Origin of the sequence: Frankia casuarinae, assembly GCF_000013345.1 — a bacterium.
Classification (GTDB): domain Bacteria; phylum Actinomycetota; class Actinomycetes; order Frankiales; family Frankiaceae; genus Frankia; species Frankia casuarinae.
This window is the reverse complement of sequence record NC_007777.1, coordinates 1941932-1963787: the sequence shown is the minus strand read 5'-3', so window position 1 is coordinate 1963787 and position 21856 is coordinate 1941932. Positions and strand designations below refer to the sequence as shown.

Sequence of the window (21856 nt, the reverse complement as noted above, 5' to 3'; positions counted from 1 at the left end):
GGTTCCCTCCGGTGGTGGCGGTAGGGTGACGAGCGGCGACGGCCACCCGGCAGCATCGTGACCGATTACACACCTTCCGCTGTTTCGGGGGCCCCCGTTGGCGTCCGGGGCGGAGGGCTGCGACCCTCGAGACATCGGGCAAGCGAACCGAGGGAGCCAGCGCGTGCTTGGTAAGGACGTCACGGCGGAGTTCGTCGTGGACGACGCGTCCAGCCGTGGGCGGATCACCGTGTTCCAGATCTGCTGGGGCGCCCGCGACCCGTTGGCCGTGTCCATGACGCTGGTGTCCAGGCCGGAGCATCCCGCGCTGCCGCAGGGCAGCTGGGTCGCACCACGCGACACCCTGCGCGCCGGCCTGGAGACGGCGGTGGGCGACGGGGACGTCCGGATCGGTCCCGACGCGGATCGGCGCGGCGTGCGGCTCGACCTGGTGCACGGCGACCGCCAGTCCGTGGTAGTGGTCGCGGCGTCGTCGCTGCGCAGCTTCCTGGACCGCACCGAGCGGCTTGTCCCGACCGGTCAGGAGCACACCGAACAGGAGCTGGACGCCGTCCTCGCGGACCTGCTGCGGACCTGAGAGGGCGGGAGCGGTCCCACCTCGGCGACCCGGTCACTGAGGATCTCCCGGAGGAAGACCGCGGTGTGGCTCTCCTCGACCGCAGCCACGGCCTCGGGCGACCCCTGCGCGACGACACGGCCGCCTCCCGTGCCCCCCTCCGGACCCAGGTCAATGATCCAGTCCGCCGTCTTGATGACATCGAGGTTGTGCTCGATCACGATGACCGTGTTCCCGGCGTCGACCAGCCGGCCGAGCACGCCGAGCAGCTTGCGGATGTCCTCGAAGTGCAGACCGGTCGTCGGCTCGTCGAGCACGTAGACCGTCCGGCCGGTGGAGCGCCGCTGCAGCTCCGAGGCGAGCTTGACCCGCTGCGCCTCGCCGCCGGAGAGGGTCGGCGCCGACTGGCCGAGCCGGACGTACCCCAGGCCGACGTCGTTCAGCGTCCGCAGGTGGCGGGCGATGGCCGGCACCGCGGCGAAGAACTCCGCCGCCTCCTCAATCGGCATGTCGAGCACCTCGGCGATGTTCCTGCCCTTGTAGTGCACCTCCAGCGTCTCCCGGTTGTACCGGTCGCCGTGGCAGACCTCGCACGGCACGTACACGTCTGGCAGGAAGTTCATCTCAATCTTGAGGGTGCCGTCACCGGAACACGCCTCGCACCGCCCGCCCTTGACGTTGAACGAGAACCGGCCCGGCAGATAGCCACGGACCTTCGCCTCGGTCGTCTCGGCGAACAGCCGGCGGATGTGGTCGAACACGCCGGTGTAGGTGGCGGGGTTGGACCGCGGCGTGCGTCCGATCGGGGACTGGTCGACCCGGACCGCCTTGTCGAGATTGTCGAGCCCGCTGACAGTGCGGTGCCGGCCCGGCACCTGCCGGGCGCCGTTGAGCTTGTTCGCCAGGACGGCGGCGAGGATGTCGTTGACGAGGGTGGACTTCCCCGAGCCCGACACCCCGGTGACGGCCACGAAACAGCCCAGCGGGAACGACACGGTGACGTCGCGCAGGTTGTGCTGCCGGGCCCCGTGCACGGTCAGTGCCCGGCCCTTGGCCGGCACCCGGCGGATGTCGGGCACCGGGATCCGCCGCCGCCCGGACAGGTAGGCGCCGGTCATCGACTCCTCGCTGGCGAGCAGCTTCTCGACCGGCCCGGAGACGACGACCCGACCGCCGTGCTCGCCGGCGCCGGGGCCGATGTCGACCACCCAGTCGGAGGCGCGAATCGTGTCCTCGTCGTGCTCGACGACGATGAGCGTGTTACCCAGGTCGCGCAGCCGCAGCAGGGTCTGGATGAGCCGGCGGTTGTCCCGCTGGTGCAGGCCGATCGACGGCTCGTCGAGCACGTACAGCACCCCGACGAGCCCGGAACCGATCTGGGTGGCCAGCCGGATGCGCTGTGCCTCGCCGCCCGCCAGGGTGCCGGCGGCCCGGTCGAGGGAGAGGTAGTCCAGCCCCACGTCCAGCAGGAATGTCAGCCGCGCGTCGACCTCCTTGAGCACCCGACCGGCAATGGTCCGCTCCCGTTCGGTGAGGTCGAGCCCGCGCAGGAACACGGCGCACTCGCCGATCGCCAGACCCGAAACCTCGGCGATCGACCGGCCACCCAGCGTCACCGCGAGTGACTCCGGCTTTAGCCGCGCGCCGCGGCAGGCCGGGCAGGGGATGTCGCGCATGTAGCCCTCGTACCGCTCCCGGCTGCTGTCCGACTCGGCCTCGCGGTGCCGGCGGCCCAGGAAACCGATCACGCCCTCGAAGGAGGTGTGGTAGGAACGCTTGCGGCCGTAGCGGTTGGTGTAGCCGACGTGGATCTCGGTGTCGCCGCTGCCGTACAGCACGGCCTTGCGGGCCCGCTCGGGCAGCCCCTCCCACGGGGTGTCCATCCTGAAGCTGAGGTCCTCGGCGAGGGCCGTGAGCAACCGTTCGAAGTACTCCTTGTTGTGGCCGCCCGACCAGGGGGCCACCGCGCCCTGCGCCAGCGACAGGGTGGGGTCGGGCACGACGAGCTCCGGGTCGACCTCCTTGCGGGTCCCGATCCCGGTGCACTCGGGGCAGGCGCCGTACGGCGAGTTGAACGAGAACGACCGCGGCTCCAGCTCCTCAAAGGAGAGGTCGTCGTAGAGGCAGGCCAGATGCTCGGAGTACATCCGCTCGCGCTCGGGATCGTCGGCGTCGCGGTCGACGAAGTCAACCAGGACGAGCCCGCCGCCCAGCTTCAGGGCCGTCTCCACCGAGTCGGTGAGCCGCCGCTTCGCTGACGACTTGATCGCGAGCCGATCGACGACGACCTCGATCGTATGCTTGCGCTGCTTCTCCAGCTTCGGCGGATCGGTGAGCGGCACCACCGTGCCGTCGACGCGGGCCCGTGCGAACCCGGAGCTCTGCAGCTCGGCGAACAGGTCGACGTACTCGCCCTTGCGGCCACGCACCACCGGGGCCAGCACCTGGAAGCGGGTGCCTTCGGGCAACTCCAGCAGCCGGTCGACGATCTGCTGCGGGGTCTGCCGGGAGATCAGCCGCCCGCACTTCGGGCAGTGCGGACGGCCGGCGCGGGCGAAGAGCAGCCGCAGGTAGTCGTAGACCTCGGTGATCGTGCCGACGGTGGACCGCGGGTTGCGCGAGGTCGACTTCTGATCGATGGAGACGGCCGGAGACAGCCCCTCGATGAAGTCGACGTCGGGCTTGTCCATCTGCCCGAGGAACTGCCGCGCATAGGCCGACAGCGACTCCACGTAGCGCCGCTGCCCCTCGGCGAAGATTGTGTCGAAGGCGAGGCTGGACTTGCCGGACCCGGACATACCGGTGAAGACGATCAGCCCGTCGCGGGGCAGGTCGAGGTCGACGTCACGGAGATTGTGTTCACGCGCGCCACGCACGACAAGACGATCGGCCATCGACAAACCCTCATGATCTTCAGTAAGACCGGACCTGGGCGAGTGTGGCCATGCTACGGATGAGGACCGACACTTTTCCGGGGGCGGCCACCTAACCATCAGCCGGACGAATCCGTCGCATCCGGCAGAGACCTCAGAGGCGTCAGAGGCGTCAGATCTCCCGGTGCCACCCGACGGACCGTAACGACCGGCAGCTATCCCCTGTTCCCGTCCCATCCGCGCCATCCACTCCGGAGAGGATCGTCATGAGCGACGCCAACGGCGGCGACACCAGCCGCACCGGCTACACCGAGTACACCGGGAAAGTCACGGTCGGCGGTCCGGCCGACGTGCGGACCCTGCCAGGCCTGACGATCACCAAGGTCGCCGTCGGCCCGATGAACAACAACGCCTACCTGTTGCACTGCCCGGTCACCGGGGAGCAGCTGCTCGTCGACGCGGCGAACGAGGCCGACACGCTGCTGCGGCTTGTCGGGGACGCGGGGCTGGCAACGGTGGTCACCAGCCATCGGCACGATGATCATGTGCAGGCCCTCGCAGATGTGGTCACCACCACCGGGGCCAGCACGGTCGCCCATCCGGACGACGCCCCGGCCATTCCGGTGCCCACCGCGCGGCAGGTGCGCGAGGGGGACGAGATCGCCGTCGGGACGGCGGCCCTTCGGGTGATCCACCTGGTCGGGCACACACCCGGATCCATCGCCCTGCTCTACGACGCCGATCCCGCCGCTCCCCACCTCTTCACCGGAGACTGCCTGTTCCCTGGCGGCCCTGGAAACACGTTCGGTGACGAACAGGCCTTCACGACGCTGATGGACGATCTCGAACGCAAGATCTTCGGCCCACTGCCGGACACCACCTGGATCTACCCCGGCCACGGACACGACACCACCCTCGGCGCCGAACGCCCGCACCTGGCGGAATGGCGCGCCCGCGGCTGGTGACGGTGGGGGTGAGGCCGGCTGCGGCGAGCTCGCGCACTCACGCCACCGGATACGCTCACTCCCCCGAGACCCCCTCCGGCACGAGGTGATGCTGGCGCTACGTCCGCTGGCCAGAGGAGCCGGGGGAGCCGTCGGCGAGATCATCGATCAGATCGTCCTGCCGCTGCCGCGGCGTCCGCGGGACCGGGCGGAGATGGCCGAGACGCAGCCGCGTCTCGGCCGGGACGGCGTGCCACCGTGAGCTGACCGCGGGCTCCCAGCCTGGCCGGGCCAGCCCGCTCACCAGCCCGGAGAGGATCCGGACCGCGCGCAACGCGTCGTGCGACCGGCCCACGGCCAATTTGCGCGCGGCGAGGACGGTCAACTGGGCCGCGTGCACCGCGGTCCACGACCGGCCCACGTCGTGACGGTGCCGCCGGGCATAGGTGGCTGCCGACCGGCCGAGTTCGGCGTACAGCAGCCCGGACCGCCCGACGGTCTCCCCGCCCACATGAACGACCGGCCAGGCGTCGTCCGCCCAGACGATGCGCCCACCCGCGGCGTGCAACCGGGCGAACAGATCCGTCTCCTCGTAGTACATCCAGTACGACGGGTCGAATCCGCCCAGCCGTAGGAAAATCTCCGAGCGGACGGCGAAGAAGGCGCCGACCGGATAGCGCAGTTCCGGCCACCTCTCCACCGCGGCGATCTCGCCCCGTACCGCCGTGTAGGCGTTCGTCCGCGGGCGCGGCAGGACGGCACTCGCCCGTCCCCGCTCGCCCGCCGTGCCGCGGATCGGGAAGCCGACCACGTCGGCGGACGACGGGGCCCAGGCGAGCAGCTTCGGGATCATCGTCGCGGTGTCGGCAGGGACCGTCACGTCACTGTTGACCACCAGGATCCACTCCGGCCGCAGCCCGTCCTCCAGGGCACGGCGGACAGCGAGGTTCACCGCGGTGCCGTATCCGACGTTCCCGTGCCCCTGGACCACGCGCACACCGTCCGGCAACGCATCATGTCGGGATTTCCCATCATTTTCTACCAGAAACACCCGACATTCCGCCATGGCATCCAGTGTGGTCAGCAACCGGTACAGAGACGTCGATCCCCCGTGAGAAACGACGACCGCCAACAGCCTGTGCATCATCCGCCTTCGGCTAGTACGCCCGCAACGAGCTGCGAAATTTCGGGAAGAATCGGCAAGAAAGGACCACGACTCACACCGAACGAGTACACACGATCGGTCCCGGAACGTCGAGTATTCCCGCCCGCGCGTCTCCTCGCCCACGTCAGAGAGATACGTTCCGGCGGCTGGATGTGCACCGAATGTACCGCAGTACCCGCCGGAGCCAGCATAACCGCTGAGCCAGGACTGTCAGGCATCCTCGTTCCCGGCGCGTCGCGACACCATTCCTCGATATGTTTCCGGGCAAGTGGCGAACCGGGCCCGGTTCGCCACCCGCCCACCGGTCATCGGGGCACCTCCTGGGAGCCTTCGGCCACGCCCCCCGGCTCGGCTACCCCCTCCGGCTTGGTTACCCCCTCCGGCTCGGCCACGGACCGCGGGGCCGGCGGGGTGGTGCGCAGCGACCAGACGATGGCCACGATCAATGTCACCACAATGACACCGAGCGACAGCGCGATCGGCGGGTGCCACACGTCGGTGAGCAACATCTTCACGCCGATGAAGGCCAGGATGAACGCGAGCCCCGTCGCCAGGTGGTGGAAACGTTCCATCAGACCGGAGAGCAGGAAGAACAACGACCGCAGCCCCAGGATGGCCAGGGCGTTGCTCGTGTAGACCAGGAACACCTTGTCGGTCACACCGAGCGCGGCGGGCACCGAGTCGAACGCGAACAGGACGTCGGCGGTCTCGATCACGACGAGGACGGCCAGTAGCGGCGTGGCGACCAGCTTCCCGGCACGCCGAAACACGAAACGCTGCCCCTGATAGTCGTCGGTGACCGGAATGACCTTGCGAAGCAGCGCGACCGCCCTGCTTCGGCCCGGATCCATCTCGACGCCGTCGCCCCGGAGCATCGTGACCGCCGTGTAGAGCAGAAAAGCCCCGAAGACGTAGATGACAAAGCTGAACCGTTCGAGCAGCGCGATGCCGGCCGCAATGAACAGGAAACGGAGCACAAGCGCTCCCAGCACACCGTAGAACAGGACGCGGTGCTGGTAGGCGCGAGGCACCTTGAAATAAGAGAAGATCAGCGCGAAGACGAAGAGGTTGTCGACGGACAGGCTCTTTTCCAGCAGCCACGCGGCGGCGTACTCGCCGGCGGGCCCCGGGCCCTGCCAGGCCCAGATGACACCGGCGAATCCGATGCCCAGCGAGACCCACAGAACGCTCCACCACGCGGCCTCGCGAAAGCCGATGACGTGAGCCCGACGATGTGCCAGCAGGTCGATGGTCAGGAGTGTGAGCAGGACGCCGACGAAGGCGGCCCAAGCCCAGGGGGGCACGTACACAGATGATCTCCAGCGGAGTCGGGTGCCCGCCACGGCGGGCGGTCAGCGCCAGAAGCCGCCGGGATGGGCGGGGCGGACCGTGGTGGCGCGCCCGCGCAGCGGGGCGGTCTCCACCGCCTGCTTCAGCTCCACCGGGCCCACCGTTCCGATCAGGCGAAGGCGACCGTCATCCGGGGCGGCGCCAATGACGGCGACGCAGCCCGCGGCCGGCCGCTCCAGAAGCCGGCCGGTGACGTCCGTCAGCTGCTCGTCCGGACGGGCGGTGGCAACCATCTCCAGCGGAATCATGACCCGGTTGATCCGGGCGAGACCTCGATCGTCCATCGGCACGGCGGCGAGGTCACGCAACAGCGCCACCCCGGCGAGGGATCCGTCGAAGTCCTCGACTCCGAACACCGCCCTCCGCGACGGCAGTACAACCTCGTCCAGCGCGCTTGCGACGGTCGTCCAGGCGGACAACGGCGGCGGCGGCGGGCTCATCACGTCCCGGACGGTCAGACCCTCCAGCGCGACGTAGGTCCGCTGCTGCGCCTGGGCGAACCGGGAGGTGCCCAGCGCCAACCAACCCAGCAGGACAGCCCACAGCGCGACGAACCCGACCAGGAACGACCCGACCAACCCGACGGCGATCAGTGACCAGCCAGTGATCACGCCGGCGCGGGCCGCGGCCTGCTCGGCGCGCGCACGACTGCCAGTGCGGCGCTCCACCCGGGCTGCGATCAGCCGGCCGCCGGAGCTGCGCGGGGAGGGAAGGACGTCAACGAGGGTCACCAGCAGCGCGAAGGTACCCACCCACAGGGCCACCTCGCCGGCCAGTTCCCAGGTGCCGGCGGGTGCCAGGGCACCGAGCACGACAAGCAGGGCCCCGGCGGCAGCGGTGACGAGCAGGCCGGCCCGCGCGATCCGCGCCTCGACCTGGGTGCCGACCTGGGTGCCCGTCCCCGGCGTGGGATCGAGGGCCGCCACGGGCGGCGGCGCGAGATCGATACCGTGGAGTGCCGGCTGGTGGGCGGCCGGGTGAGGGGTTGTCGGGTGAGGGGCGACCGCCACGCCCGCGGAGCGGTCGGGCGCACCGGCCAGGACCAGCCGGCTTCCGAAGGCGCCGAGGGTGATGCCGAGAACGGTCACCCCCGACCGACGGGCCGACCGGGCCCGCATCAGATCGGCGGCCAGCAGGACGCCCACGAGCAAGCCCGCCCCGATCAGACCGCCGGACAGGTAGGCGAATCCGGGCCGGCCGGGCACGGTGGCCGGCAGCGTGATCGCGGAGAGGAGGACAGTGACGATCGCCACCGAGACAGCCAGTCCCGGACGCACCGTGATCGGCGGGAGATGTCCCCGTCGGGTGGCGTCGTGGGTGGTCATGTCCGCTCAGAGCTCCTTTCGCCTTCACCGGGCCGCGGTCACGACCGGGTGTCATACATGCTCAACGCATAGCCTGCCCGTCAACGTCCCGGCAGACACCGCAGGGAGTCCGCGACTTTGCCGACGATTTCGTTGCCGAGGTTCGGCAACATCGAAGTTCGGCAACATCGAGATTCGGAAACTGTCGGAGGCCTGTGGTGTGCTAGAAGCCGTGAGCACAACGTTCGAACGGCCCACCATCGACATCGAGCGGACGCGGGCGCCGTTTCAGGTCGTGTCCGACTTCTCCCCGTCGGGCGACCAGCCTGCCGCCATCGACGAGCTGGCCCGGCGGGTCGGGGCCGGCGAGTCCGACGTCGTCCTCCTCGGCGCCACCGGCACCGGAAAGTCCGCGACCACCGCGTGGCTGGTCGAGCGCCTGCAGCGGCCGACGTTGGTGATGGCCCCGAACAAGACGCTCGCCGCGCAGCTCGCCAACGAGTTCCGGGAGCTGCTGCCGCACAACGCCGTCGAGTACTTCGTCTCGTACTACGACTACTACCAGCCCGAGGCGTACATCGCGCAGACGGACACCTACATCGAGAAGGACTCCTCGATCAACGAGGAGGTGGAGCGGCTACGGCACTCGGCGACGATGAACCTGCTCACCCGTCGGGACGTCGTCGTGGTCGCGAGCGTCAGCTGTATCTACGGCCTCGGCACACCGCAGGAGTACATCGACCGGATGGTGCGGCTGAGGGTCGGCGACGAGATCGAGCGGGACCTGCTGCTGCGCCGCTTCGTTGACGTGCAGTACACCCGCAACGACCTCGCCTTCACCCGCGGGACGTTTCGGGTCCGGGGGGACACGGTGGAGATCTTCCCGGTCTACGAGGAGCTCGCCGTCCGAGTCGAGATGTTCGGCGACGAGATCGAGCGGCTCACCTACCTGCATCCACTGACCGGGGAGGTCGTCAGCGAGGCGGAGGAGATCTACGTCTTCCCGGCCACGCACTACGTCGCCGGGCCGGAGCGGATGGAGCGGGCGATCGCCGGCATCGAGGCGGAGCTCGCCGAGCGGCTGGCCACCATGGAGCGGCAGGGCAGGCTGCTGGAGGCACAGCGGCTGCGGATGCGCACCACCTACGACATCGAGATGATGCGCCAGGTCGGGTTCTGCTCGGGCATCGAGAACTACTCCCGGCACATCGACGGCCGCGAGGCCGGGAGCCCGCCGCACACCCTGCTCGACTACTTCCCCGACGACTTCCTGTTGGTGATCGACGAGTCGCACAACACCGTCCCGCAGATCGGCGGGATGTACGAGGGCGACATGTCCCGCAAGCGCAACCTCGTCGAGCACGGGTTCCGGCTGCCCAGTGCCATGGACAACCGCCCGCTGCGGTGGGAGGAGTTCCTCGAGCGCATCGGCCAGACGGTCTACCTGTCGGCGACCCCGGGCCCCTACGAGCTGGGCCGGTCCGTCGGCGTCGTCGAGCAGATCATCCGGCCTACCGGCCTGCTCGACCCCGAGGTCGTGCTCAAGCCGACGAAGGGGCAGATCGACGATCTCGTCCACGAGATCCGGCTGCGCGCCGAGCGGGACGAACGGGTCCTGGTCACCACGCTGACCAAGAAGATGGCCGAGGATCTCACCGACTACCTGCTCGAACTCGGCATCCGGGTGCGGTACCTGCACAGCGAGGTGGACACCCTGCGCCGGGTGGAGCTGCTCACCGAGCTGCGCCGCGGCGAGTTCGACGTGCTCGTCGGGATCAACCTGCTCCGCGAGGGTCTCGACCTGCCAGAGGTGTCGCTGGTGAGCATCCTCGACGCCGACAAGGAGGGCTTCCTGCGCTCGGACAAGTCACTGATCCAGACGATCGGCCGGGCCGCCCGTAACGTGTCCGGGCAGGTCCACATGTACGCGGATGCGATCACCCCGTCGATGCGCCGCGCCATCGACGAGACGAACCGGCGGCGCGAGAAGCAGATCGCCTACAACACCGAGCGCGGGCTGGATCCCCAGCCCCTGCGCAAGAAGGTCGTCGACATCCTCGACGACATGGTTCGCCAGTCGGCCGACGGCGAGCTGATTGGCGGCGGCGGCCGATCGCAGTCCCGCGGCAAGGCCCCGGTTCCGGGGATGAAGTCGCGCGCCGGCAGGGAGGGCGCCGTCGGCCGGTACGCCGCCGAACTCGCCGGCCTGCCCTCCCACGAACTCGCGCAGCTTATCCGCCAGCTCGACGACCAGATGCACGAGGCGGCGAAGGAGCTGCAGTTCGAGCTGGCCGCCCGGCTGCGCGACGAGATCGCCGAGCTGAAGAAGGAGCTGCGTGGCATGGGCGCCGCCGGCGTGCAGTGATGCCGTGAGCGCCGGCCTGCCACGATCAGCCGGCTGGGGCGGCGGTGTCCGTGCCGCTGGCGGCAGTATCCGTGCCGCTGGCGACGGTCTCGGCCTTGGCGGTGGCCTTGGCGGTGGCCTTGGCGTCGCGGCGGGCCAGCAGGTCCTGCCAGACCTCCTCGATGCGGGCGTCGAGGTCGTCCAGGCTCCCGCCGTTGTCCACCACGATGTCGGCAGCGGCCCGGCGCTGGGAGTCCGTGGCCTGGTTCGCCATCCGCGCCAGCGCCTGGTCGCGGGGCAGGCCGCGGCCCTCGAGGCGGTGCAGCCGCAGCTCCCGCGGCGCCTCGACGACCAGCACCACGTCGTAGGTGCCCTCGGCGTGCACCTCGACGAGCAGCGGGATGTCGTGCACGGCGATTCCGCTCGGTGACACCTCCCCCATGCGCCGCGCCGTCTCCTCGCGGATCAGCGGATGGACGATCGCTTCGAGCCGGCCGCGGGCGGCGGGATCGGCGAACACGATCCGGCCGAGCGCCTCGCGGTCCAGGCCGCCGTCCGCGTTCGCCAGTTCGGTGCCGAACTCCGCCAGGACCGCGGCGAGCCCCGGGGTGCCGGGCGCCACCACGTCCCGGGCGACCTGGTCGGCGTCGATCAGCAAGGCGCCCCGGGCCGCGAGGCACGCTGACACCGCGCTCTTGCCCGAACCAATGCCACCCGTCAGACCTACTGTGAACACATCGCCGAGTCTGCCAGCTCCCGGAGCCAGCCACCCAGCCGGTCCGCCCGGCTGCGCCCTCGCGTACTTGGCAGCTCGCGTACTTGGCAGCTCGCGTACTTGGCAGCTCGCGTACTTGGCAGACTGTGCGGATGGAGGTTGCCCCGGTCGCGCACCGGCTCTGGCCGGCCCTGCTCACCGGCACGCTGCTCGGTCTCGGTGCCCTCGGCCTCGCGCTGGCACCGGCGCTCGCCGGTTCGGCACCGTTGCTGCTCGTTGCGCTGCGACCCACGTGGGCGATCCTGCTGCTGGTCGGCGGCACGGTGCCGTTCGTTCCCGCCCTACTGATCGCCGCGTTCTTCCGCGGGCTGATCGACGTCGGCTACTTCGGTCTGGCCCGCAACAACATCCGCTCGGTGCTCCTACGGCGCATCAGCACCGGCCGCGTCGTGGCGGCGCTGTCCCGCCGCGGCACCCAGCGCCCGCTGCTGTGGTTCTGCCTGCTGAACACCAACGCGGCGGTGGACGCGGCGCTCGGCGCCGGCGACGTCCCGCTGCGCCGGTTCCTGCGCTTCCTGGTTCCCGGCTCCCTGCTGTCCTCGGCCCTCTACCTGACGGCGGCGCGTGCCGTGACGCCATGGATGCACGGCGTCGTCACCTGGCTCGACGAGAACATGACCTTCCTGATCCTCGGCAGCCTCACGTTGGCGATCATCCAGCTGGGGGCGCGGACGCTCCTGCGCCGTCGGGGTCGGCTCCGCACTGCATCCGGTTCCCCGCCCGGCCCATCGTCCGGCTGGTCGCCCGGCCGGCATCGCGGATAGGGTGGTAACGGAACGTTTCCGGCTAGCCAGAAGAAGGCGGTGGACCGGCACTCTCTGGACATCCTGTGTCGCAGGTAGCAAGGTCGGTGACTCCGGGGTCATCCGCGGCCGTCGATGCCCGCGGGAATCCACCGGCGATCATCTCACGCTACGGAGTCGACGATGCCCTGCCCCCGCCACGCCCTGCCCTGCGCGGTCCCACCCCACATCCTCGAACGCATTGTCCGCAACGGCACCGAGGAGCAGCGTTCCCGGGCCCTGTCCACCCTGCTCCAGGACACCTCTCATCGCACCATCCGGGTGCACAACGCCCTGATGCGCTCGACGCGGCGCGGTGCCGTCCCACCGCGCCCGGCGCCCGAGACCGGCCCGCGGCGTACCGTCAGCGACGCGGGCGGCACCGAGATCCTGCCGGGTGCGATGGTTCGCGAGGAGGGTGGCGCCGCGATCGACGACGCGGCGGTCAACGAGGCCTACGACGGCCTGGGCTCGACGTTCGCGTTCTACTCCGACGTCCTAGGCCGGAGCTCCATCGATGACGAGGGGATGGCTCTGCTCGCCACCGTGCACTACGGCGACCACTACGAGAACGCCTTCTGGAACGGCCGCCAGATGGTGTTCGGCGACGGCGACGGCGAGCTGTTCAAGCGTTTCACGGCGTCGCTCGACATCATCGGTCATGAACTGACCCATGGCGTCACCGAGGACGAGGCGGCGCTGATGTATGTGAACCAGTCCGGCGCGCTCAATGAGTCGATCAGCGACGTCTTCGGTTCCCTGGTGAAGCAGTACGTCCGCGGCCAGACCGCCGAGCAGGCCGACTGGCTGATCGGCGACGAGCTGCTCACAGACGCCGTCCAAGGCGTCGCGCTGCGGTCGATGAAGGCCCCCGGGACCGCCTACGACGATCCGGTACTCGGCGACGACATCCAGCCGGACCACATGGACCGCTACGTCCGGATGACCGCCGACAACGGCGGCGTCCACATCAACTCGGGCATCCCGAACAAGGCGTTCTACCTCGCCGCGACGGCTCTCGGCGGATACGCCTGGGAGAAGGCCGGCCGCATCTGGTACGAGACCCTGCGCGCACCGCAGATCCGGCCGAACACGACGTTCCGTGCATTCGCCTCGGTGACCGTGCACCAGGCCGGCCTGCTGTTCGGTGCGGACGCGCGGAAGGCCGTCTCCGAGGCGTGGCAGGCCGTCGGCATCGTCGTCCGCGCAGCCGGGCAGGTCAGCGCAGCCGGGCAGGTCAGCGCAGCCGGGCAGGTCAGCGCAGCCGGGTAATTCGGACCATCACGCCCGGCGACATCGAACGTCACCGCCCGGGACCACCTTGCCCGCCTTCGCGGCCCGGGTCCGCAGCAGCTCGCGGACGCGCTCCGCCGGCAGCGGAGGCGAGATCGCCTCTCCCTGCAGCAGATCGCAGCCGAAGTCGACCATCATCGTCAGGGTCCGTTCGTCCTCGATGCCCTCACCGACGACCCGCAGCCCCAGGCGATGTCCCAGATCGAGCACGGAACGCACGATCGCGGCGTCGGGCAGGCTCCCCCGGACGTCCGTGACGAACCCCCGGTCGATCTTGACCTCGTCAAACGGCAACGTCTTGAGGATCTCCATCGAGCTATACCCGGTGCCGAAGTCGTCGAGGGAGAGCGCCACGCCGTGGGAGCGCAACTGACCCAGCATCGTCGCCGCACGCGCGGGCTGGGTGACCAGGGCGCTCTCGGTGATCTCCAGGGTGAGGACGTCGGGGGCCAGCCGGTGCGCGGCGATCGAGTCCGAGACCACCCGGGGAAGATCGTCGATCACCAGCATCCGGGGGGAGAGATTGACCGACACCGGCAGGTGCAGGCCCCCCGCGTCCCAGGCGGCACACTGCCGCAGTGCCTCGTCGAGAACCCACCGGGTCAGGTCCGCGATCAGGGGGGACCGCTCGGCGATCGGCAGGAACTCGCCGGGGGGGAGCAGCCCACGGCTCGGATGTCGCCACCGCAGCAACGCCTCGGCACCGACGATCCCACCGGTCCGAGCTGACTGGACCGGCTGGTAGTACAGGACGAGCTCGTCGCGGCCGATCGCGGCGCGCAACTGGGCGTTCAACGCGATCTCCTCGGGCCGCACCCCGGCGATGCCGGCATCCCACAGGCCCACGCTCTCCCCGACCCGCTTGGCCCGCAGCAGGGCCGCATCGGCGCAGCTCATCAGGGTGGCCATGGTCGCGCCGTCGCGGGGGGCCACCGCGATGCCCACCGAGGCGTCCACCTCGACGTCGACCCCGCAGACCTGAAAGGGCCCCTGGATCTGGCGGAGGACCCGCCGGCCCAGGGTGCGCCGCCGCCCGGCGGCTATGGCCGCGGGCAGGGGGCCGCGGACGGCCGGCGCGCCCGACGGGCCGAGCGAGACAGGTGAAGCAGATGAGGTGGATGAGGGGGGCGAGGCAGATGAGACGGATGAAGCGGGCGGCGCCGGGATGATCTCGGGCCCGCGGAACACCAGCGCGAACTCGTCCCCGCCGGCCCGACCGACGAACACCGGCCTCGGGGTCAGGGTCGGCAACGTCTCAGCGATCATCCTCAGCAGCTGGTCGCCGCCGAGGTGACCGAGCGCATCGTTGACCTCGTGAAACCGGTTGAGGTCCACCAGGACGAGGACAGCCTCGTTCCCCGCGGCATTGATCTTCGCAACGGCGGACTGCCCGATTTCCATCGTCCCGCCCCGGTTGGCCAGGCGGGTGAGGGGATCGGAACGGTTCTGCAGCAGGCCCTCACGGAACAGGGCCTTCGCCACCGCGCCCACGAGCATGACGGCGGCGATGGTGGAGAACATGGGCGCGGCGGCCTCGGCCAGTCCGCCGTGGGCGGTGACGCCGGCGACGACGGCAGCGCAGACGGCCGCGGTGCCGGCGACGGCCCAGCCGACGGGGACCAGGGCGGCATAGGCGCACAGCACCGGGAACCAGGTCAGGTATGTGTCCGCGTTCCGGCCGGGCGCCGCGCTCGCCAGCGCGAAGGCGAGCGCGGCGGCGAGCGAGGCGACGGCGACGGGCGGAATCCAGCGCCCTCTCGGGTTGGCCACCAGCCCGACGACGGCGTTACCGACCGCGACCACCAGACCCAGCCAGTTTCCCCAGCGCAGATAACCCGGGGAGCCCGGAATGCACCCGGCGAGCAGGAAGAGCACCGCCGCGATCGCAGGGGTGACCACGAGAAAACGCCGACGGCCGGCGAACGTACGCCCGCTGATCAAAAACCGCTTCCTCCCGCACTGACCCGCGATGAGCCCGACCGAACGGACCGAGCGGATCAGGCGGACCGAACAGGGACGAACCGCACCGAACGGGACGTCGCTCCGGGTGTCGCAACGACCCCGCATCCGAGAGATCACGGTGCACGACGGCGACAGGGCCGGGTCAGGCTTCCTTCCAACATAGCCGTCGATCCGGCGTGACCGACATCATAGCCAGCAGCTTCCCGGCACCGATGCAATTTCACGGTTCGGTACAATTCCTCGACTGATACCGGAGACGACGGAAAATCCGGGAAGCCAGCGGAGTAATTCGGCACAAAAATGACATCCGGGTACAGGAACGCTCGGTAACAGGAACACTCAGTAACAGGAACACTCAGTGCGCCGCGTCGTCCCAGGTGCAGCCGGCGCCGACGCTCACGTCGAGCGGCACCGACATGGTGTACGCGGAGGTCATCTCGGCCCGGACCAGCCGCTCGACCGCATCGTGCTCGCCGGGCGCGATCTCGAGGACGAGTTCGTCGTGCACCTGGAGCAGCAGCCGGGAGGCGTACCCCCCGGCACACAGCGCCCGGTCGACCCCCAACATCGCAATCTTGATGATGTCCGCGGCGGAACCCTGGATCGGCGCGTTCAACGCCATCCGCTCGGCCATCTGCCGCCGCTGGGAGTTGTCGCTGGTCAGATCGGGCAGGTAGCGACGGCGGCCGAGGATCGTCTCGGTGTAGCCGTCCTTGCGGGCCCGTTCCACGACCCCACGCAGGAAGTCGCGGACCCCGCCGAACCGGGCGAAGTAGGCGTCCATGTGCTCCCGGGCCTCGTCCGGCGCGATGCCGAGCTGCCCGGCGAGGCCGAACGCGGACAACCCGTAGGCCAGGCCGTACGACATCGCCTTGATCCGCCGGCGCAGCTCCGGGTCGACCTCGGAGACCGGCAGGCCGAACGCCTCGGCGGCCACGAAGGTGTGCAGGTCCTCGCCGGAGCCGAACGCCTCGATGAGGCCCTCGTCACCCGAAAGATGAGCCATGATCCGCATCTCGATCTGCGAGTAGTCCGCCGTCAGCAGCGTCTCGTAGCCCGCGCCGACGACGAAGGCCCGGCGGATCTGGCGCCCCTCGGCCGTCCGGATCGGGATGTTCTGCAGGTTCGGGTCCGCGGAGGAAAGCCGGCCGGTCGCGGCGATCGTCTGGTTGAACGTGGTGTGGATGCGCCCAATATCGTCGATCATGGGGATCAGCGAGTCGACGACCGTCTTGAGGCGGGCCACGTCGCGGTGCCGCAGCAGCACCGGCAGGAGCGGATGGTCGGACTGGACCGCCAGCCAGGCGAGGGCGTCGGCGTCCGTGGTGTAACCGGTCTTGATCTTCTTGGTCTTGGGCAGGCCCAGCTCGTCGAAGAGGATCTGCTGCAGCTGCTTGGGGGAGCCCAGGTTGAACGGCCGGCCGACGATCTCGTGGGCCTGCGCGGCGACCGCGCTGACCTCGCCGCCGTAGTGCTTCTGCAGCTCGGTCAGGTGCTCGGAGTCCACGGCGATGCCGGCCCGCTCCATGCCGGCCAGGACCGTGACCAGCGGGAGTTCGATGTCCCGCAGCAGGGTGGCGGCGGAGCGGCGTTCGAGGTCCGCGTCGAGGGCGTCGGCGAGCTCGAGGCAGGCCCGGGCCCGCACGGCGTCCGCGTGCGCCTGGTCGGCCTCGCCGGAGCCGTCGAGGGTCAGCTGCTGGCCGCCCGGGACGGGGTCGGCGGACAGGTCGCGATGCAGGTACCGGGCGACGAGATCGGCCAGGTCGAAGGACCGCTGGCCGGGCAGAGCCAGATAGGCCGCGAGCGCGGTGTCGCTGGTGACGCCGGCGAGCGGCAGGTCAAGCTCGGTCAGGGCCAGCATCGGCCCCTTCACGTCGTGGGCGGCCTTCGGCTGGTTCGGATCGGCGAGCCAGGCGCCCAGCGCCGCCACGTCCGCGGGGGTGAGCAGCGTCGGGTCGATCCAGGCCGCGGCACCGCCGGCCGCGGCCAGCGCGAGACCGGCGAGCACACCGGTGCCGCGCCCCCAGGTGCCCCGGGCGTGCAGGCCGGTACGGCCGACCCTGTGGGCGTGCTCGGCGAGCCACCGGGCCACCTCGCCCGGCCCGAGCACGGTCAGCTCGATCTCGAACCCCTCGTCGGCGGGAGGCGGCGCGATCGCGAGGGCCGCGTAGAGCCGCTCCCGCAGCACCCGGAATTGCAGCGTGTCGAACAGCTGGTGGACGGCCTCCCGGTCCCAGGGCCGCATCCGCAGGCCGGCGGGGACGACGTCGAGCGGCACGTCACGGGACAGCTCCGTCAGGGAACGGTTGCGGATGACCTCGGACAGGTGGGCGCGCAGCGACGCCCCGGTCTTCCCGCCGATCTCGTCGGCATGGTCGACCAGTTCGGCCAGCGAGCCGAACTGCTGGATCCACTTGGTGGCGGTCTTCTCCCCCACCCCCGGCACCGACGGCAGGTTGTCGGAGGGATCCCCGCGCAGGGCCGCGAAGTCCGGGTACTGCACTGGGGACAGGCCGTACTTCGCCTGCACCTCGTCGGGGGTGAAGCGGACCATGTCACTGATGCCCTTGCGGGTCATCAGCACCGTCACCCGCTCGTCGACCAGCTGCAGCGCGTCACGGTCACCCGTGACGACCAGCACGTCCATCCCCTCGGCCGCGCCCAGGGTCGCGAGCGTGGCGATCACGTCGTCGGCCTCGTATCCCGGCGCGCTGACCCCCGGCACCGCGAGGGCGTCGCACACCTGGTGGATGAGGCTGACCTGGCCGACGAAGTCGGCCGGGGTCTCGCCCCGACCGGCCTTGTACTCGGCGTACTGGGTGTGCCGGAAGGTCGGGGTCGGCAGGTCCCACGCCACGGCGACATGGGTCGGCCGCTCGTCGCGCAGGACGTTGATGAGCATGGAGGTGAATCCGTACACCGCGTTCGTCGGCTGGCCCGTGGTGGTGGAGAAGTTCTCCACCGGCAGCGCGTAGAAGGCACGGTAGGCCAGCGAGTGCCCATCAAGCAGCAACAACCGGGGCGTTGCCGGGGTCGACTTCGCGGGGCTCGATGGCGCGGGACTCGGCGAGGACACGGCCGGGCCGGCCGCAGTGGCCGCAGTGGCCCCAGTGGCCCCAGTGGCCCCAGTGGCGGACGCTGCCGAGCGGCTCCCGGACGGAGACGAGGTGGGGGACGAAGTGGTGACGGACACGCGGCGAGTTTAGGCCGTGGGTCGGACAGTTTCGCCGCGAGCGGGCGGACCGATGCGTCGACCACGTCGCTCCGCCGGCCGGGCAGGTCCGCCGGTTACGGTCTGACGAGGGAGCTGACCGGGCCGAGCACGGCCCGTTTCCCGGCCCGGACCTCGTACACGTAGACCGTCGAGCCCTCGACCTCACCATTCTTCCGGAATCTGATGCGCTTGGTGACGCCAGGAATGTCGACCGAGCCGAACCGGGCGAGCACGGCCTCCCGCGTCGCGCCGCTACCGAGCCGGCGCAGCACCTCGATGACGGCGTTCGTGGCGTCATAAGCCTCGCCGGAATAGGTTCCAGGCCGCGCGTCGGCGTTGATCGTCTTGTAGTCGGCGACGAACCCCGCCGCCGCGGGATCGCTGTTCGGGTCACCGCAGGGGCAGGTCAGCAGCGTTCCCTCGGCGTTGCCGGCACCGGCCTGGTGGATGAGTTGGTCGTCGTTCGCGCCGTCGCCGCTGACGACCTTCCCGGTGTACCCCTTGCTGCGCAGCGCCCTGGTCAGCAACGCGAGTTCCGCATAGTAGCCAGAATAGTACACGGCGTCCGGATTCTCGGCGAGGATCTTCGTGGCCTGGGACGTGTAGTCCTTCGTCGGATTGATGCCGTCGTGGATCACGCGGATGCCACGGCCGGTCAGGGCCTTCTCGAGCGCTCCGGACAAGCCGGTGCCGTATTCGCTCCGGTCGTCGAGAGAGTAGACCTTGTCCGCCTTCACGACCTTGGCAAGGTATTCCGCGGCGGCGGATCCCTGCACGGTGTCCGGTGCGATGACCCGGTAGAAGCTGGTGAACCCGAGATCGGTGAGCGCCGGATTGGTGGCCGACGGGCTGACCGACAGCAGCCCGGCCCCGCTGTAGAGCGGCTCACTCGACTTCGTCGGTCCGGAGAAGACGGGGCCGACGACGCCGATGACCTCCGGATTGTCGATCAGTTTCTGCGCGGCGGTGGGCCCCTGCTCGGCCATACCCTGATCGTCCGAGGCGACCAGGCGCAGCCTGAACGGCAGATCCTTGCGCCGGTTCGCTAGCTCGACAGCGGTCAGCACCCCGTCGTAGGCGTTGATGCCGAGCTGCTGGTTGTCGCCGGAGAGCGGCCCCTGAAAACCGATGGCGTATTCCTTTTTCCCGTCGTCACCGGACGAACCACCGCCGCAGCCGGCAAGGACGGCCGCGGCTGTCAGCACACCCACGGATCCGAGGGCCCCCCACCGCGTCACGCTCGGTCGGGGCACGCCCCCTCGCCGTCCAGGACCCGTCATGACACGCCCTCCCACAGCACATCGCTGCCGCTACCGACACCCTCGGCGTCAGGACCCGGTCCGCCACCGCATCATCGGCAACCGATCGACAGCGGATAGTGACGAAAACGTAACCTTCGGAGGAGTGGAAGGGAAGCGCAACGTGAGCGTGTCGTAACTTGAAGGGGGTTTCGCCGGTGAGTCCGAAAGCAAACGACCCGATCGGAGAAGCGAACGACCCGGCAGAACCCGCAACGGCCCGGTCGGAGGATGTCGGTTGCCGCAGCCGCCGCAGCCATTACGGCAGCCGCCGACACGTCACCGCCGGTCGGTCAGTTCTCCGTCTTCAACGGGACGAATCTGCCGCCGAGTACCGTGTAGAGCACGACCGTGGGCGATCGGGTGTCCCCCCAGCGGTCGAAGGCGACGGAGCCGGTGATCCCCGCGAACGAGCCGCTTCCGATCGCCGTCACGAGGTCGTGTCTGGTGGCCGCGTCCACGGTCGTCCGGCCCGGCAGCACCGTGGCCGCTGCGCGGATGATCGCCCTGGCGGCGTCGTACGCATAGGCCGCGACCGCGGGGATGGCCTCGGCCCGCCGCAGCTCCAGCTCCGCGGCGGGGTCGTTCACCCCGGACGTACCGCGGGTACCGGCGGCCGGGGGCCCGTGGGGCCCCTCCTCCAGGCCCGGCCCCGGTGCCGATACCGGTGCCGAGGTGCCGTGGACCACCCTCGGGGTGGTGGTGGCGCCCCGGCCGGGCGAGGCGGTCTCCGCTGGATCCTCCTGGCTCCGCAGGTCCGCAGGGTCCTCCTGGCCCCGCGGGCCCAGAGTCCCACTCGACCGCCCACTCGCGCCAGGCGATTCCACGCCGCCCGAGGCCCCGGGACGGGTACTGCCCTCGTCATCCGCCGGTCCCCCGAAACGGTCGGAGTAGTCCGCGACGAAGGCACCCGAGGACGGCAGCCGGGTCGGCGGGACCAGCGGACCGATGATCAGATCGCCGTCGGCTGCCGACCTCGCCTCGTCGGTGTAGCGGGGCTGGAGCAACGCGTCCGAACCCACTACCTGGATCGACGTCCCCGCGTCGGCGAGCCGGGCCCGCAGTTTCCCGGCGAAGGCCGCACCCGTCGAGACGTAGACCAGATCGGGGGCGTCCTCCTCGATCGCCCGCGCGGTGTCGGCGATCTCGGATCCGTCCGCTTCGTCCCCCCGGACCTGGTACACCGATGTCACCGACGCGCCGAGAGCGGCGGCGCGCGCCGCGAAGCGGGCGCCCAGGGTCGTGCCGTATCTCGGTTCGCCGTCAACGACGACGATACGCCTGCGGCCGAGCGTCCTGACCGCGTACTCGGCTGCGACCCGGGCCTGGCGCTCGTCCGTTCCGGCCAGGCGGAAGTAGGACGGGAAGGGCCGGGTGCGCGGCCGGGAACCGGAGTCGGTCAGCGTCGGGTCCGCGTTCGACGGGGAGACGACGGGGATGCCAGCGGCGCTCAGCGTGGGCAGGGACACCTTCGCTACGAGTGAGCTCAGCGGCCCGACCACGCCGATGACATGATTGTTCGCCACGAAGGCGTCCACGGCCTGCGCTCCCCCGTCCGGACGGGACAGGTCGTCGTGGGCGGACAGCTCGATGCGCCAGCCCGGGACGGCCCCGGACTTGTTGGCCTCGTCGACCGCGAGCGCGACGGCGTTGCGCGCGCTCACCCCGTCCGTGGAGAGATCCCCGGACAGCGGCGCCATCACACCGAGGGTGGCGACCCGGGTGACGCCGGTGGCGGCTCTGGCGCCAGCGCCGCCACCGGCGTCATCGCCTGCGCCGAGGCTGGCGGCCAGCGTGAGCCCCAGGACCGAGGGCACCGCGAGGACCAGGACGGCGAGAGCCGCAAGCGCCACGCGTCCGCGACCGGTGCGCGATCTGGCCCGGGTCCACCGCCCGATCGAACCGGTCATCGACGCGAGAGACGTCCGCGACGAATCGCTCACCCGGCCTCCGGGATCACGGACACGAAGGTCACGGACGCGAAGGTCACGGACAC

14 protein-coding genes are annotated in these 21856 nt (G+C 70.2%); 5 read left to right on the top strand and 9 right to left on the bottom strand.

Annotated elements, in window-relative coordinates:
* Positions 1-163: 163 nt before the first annotated feature.
* On the top strand, positions 164-577 hold the full coding sequence (locus FRANCCI3_RS08200) for an SsgA family sporulation/cell division regulator (RefSeq protein ID WP_011436071.1): 414 nt from the start codon (positions 164-166) through the stop codon (positions 575-577).
* Here the strand turns inward: FRANCCI3_RS08200 and uvrA are convergent.
* The gene (gene uvrA / locus FRANCCI3_RS08195) at positions 520-3450 is read right to left on the bottom strand and encodes an excinuclease ABC subunit UvrA (protein ID WP_011436070.1); all 2931 of its coding nucleotides are present in this window, start codon (positions 3448-3450) and stop codon (positions 520-522) included. The two genes, FRANCCI3_RS08200 and uvrA, sit on opposite strands and share 58 nt — an antisense overlap.
* A gap of 245 nt (positions 3451-3695) precedes the next feature.
* Between uvrA and FRANCCI3_RS08190 the strand changes: the two genes are divergently transcribed.
* On the top strand, positions 3696-4394 hold the full coding sequence (locus tag FRANCCI3_RS08190) for an MBL fold metallo-hydrolase (protein ID WP_011436069.1): 699 nt from the start codon (positions 3696-3698) through the stop codon (positions 4392-4394).
* A 97-nt stretch (positions 4395-4491) separates the two neighbouring features.
* Here the strand turns inward: FRANCCI3_RS08190 and FRANCCI3_RS08185 are convergent, their stop codons facing one another.
* The 3 genes from FRANCCI3_RS08185 to FRANCCI3_RS08175 form a co-directional block, all read right to left on the bottom strand.
* The gene (locus tag FRANCCI3_RS08185) at positions 4492-5517 is read right to left on the bottom strand and encodes a glycosyltransferase family 2 protein (protein ID WP_023841696.1); all 1026 of its coding nucleotides are present in this window, start codon (positions 5515-5517) and stop codon (positions 4492-4494) included.
* 326 nt (positions 5518-5843) lie between these two features.
* Entirely contained in the window at positions 5844-6848 is a 1005-nt protein-coding gene (locus FRANCCI3_RS08180; RefSeq protein WP_011436067.1) for a TerC family protein, read from the bottom strand.
* 42 nt (positions 6849-6890) lie between these two features.
* Positions 6891-8213 (bottom strand): alanine and leucine rich protein, encoded by a 1323-nt coding sequence (locus FRANCCI3_RS08175; protein ID WP_011436066.1) that lies wholly within the window; start codon positions 8211-8213, stop codon positions 6891-6893.
* A 211-nt stretch (positions 8214-8424) separates the two neighbouring features.
* Here FRANCCI3_RS08175 and uvrB point away from each other — a divergent pair, with 211 nt between their 5' ends.
* Positions 8425-10557: an excinuclease ABC subunit UvrB gene (gene uvrB / locus FRANCCI3_RS08170; RefSeq protein WP_035941897.1), complete on the top strand. Its 2133-nt coding sequence runs from the start codon at positions 8425-8427 to the stop codon at positions 10555-10557.
* 25 nt (positions 10558-10582) lie between these two features.
* On the opposite strand, the gene coaE is transcribed toward uvrB, so the two are convergent.
* Positions 10583-11272, bottom strand: a complete 690-nt coding sequence (gene coaE, locus FRANCCI3_RS08165; protein ID WP_011436064.1) for a dephospho-CoA kinase — start codon at positions 11270-11272, stop codon at positions 10583-10585.
* Positions 11273-11403: 131 nt separating this feature from the next.
* Here coaE and FRANCCI3_RS08160 point away from each other — a divergent pair, with 131 nt between their 5' ends.
* Together FRANCCI3_RS08160 and FRANCCI3_RS08155 are read left to right on the top strand one after the other, a co-directional pair.
* Positions 11404-12075 carry a hypothetical protein gene (locus FRANCCI3_RS08160; protein WP_011436063.1) on the top strand — a complete coding sequence of 224 codons (672 nt, stop codon included), beginning with the start codon at positions 11404-11406 and terminating at the stop codon, positions 12073-12075.
* A 162-nt stretch (positions 12076-12237) separates the two neighbouring features.
* Positions 12238-13365 carry a M4 family metallopeptidase gene (locus FRANCCI3_RS08155; RefSeq protein WP_011436062.1) on the top strand — a complete coding sequence of 376 codons (1128 nt, stop codon included), beginning with the start codon at positions 12238-12240 and terminating at the stop codon, positions 13363-13365.
* 9 nt (positions 13366-13374) lie between these two features.
* Here FRANCCI3_RS08155 and FRANCCI3_RS08150 read toward each other — a convergent pair whose 3' ends face one another.
* From FRANCCI3_RS08150 to FRANCCI3_RS08135, 4 genes are all read right to left on the bottom strand, one after another.
* Positions 13375-15453: a putative bifunctional diguanylate cyclase/phosphodiesterase gene (locus tag FRANCCI3_RS08150; protein ID WP_011436061.1), complete on the bottom strand. Its 2079-nt coding sequence runs from the start codon at positions 15451-15453 to the stop codon at positions 13375-13377.
* Positions 15454-15703: 250 nt separating this feature from the next.
* Positions 15704-18424 carry a DNA polymerase I gene (gene polA, locus FRANCCI3_RS08145; protein ID WP_023841700.1) on the bottom strand — a complete coding sequence of 907 codons (2721 nt, stop codon included), beginning with the start codon at positions 18422-18424 and terminating at the stop codon, positions 15704-15706.
* A 212-nt stretch (positions 18425-18636) separates the two neighbouring features.
* Positions 18637-19842, bottom strand: a complete 1206-nt coding sequence (locus FRANCCI3_RS08140; protein WP_011436059.1) for a branched-chain amino acid ABC transporter substrate-binding protein — start codon at positions 19840-19842, stop codon at positions 18637-18639.
* A 311-nt stretch (positions 19843-20153) separates the two neighbouring features.
* On the bottom strand, positions 20154-21770 hold the full coding sequence (locus FRANCCI3_RS08135; protein WP_035909012.1) for a branched-chain amino acid ABC transporter substrate-binding protein: 1617 nt from the start codon (positions 21768-21770) through the stop codon (positions 20154-20156).
* Positions 21771-21856: the final 86 nt, after the last annotated feature.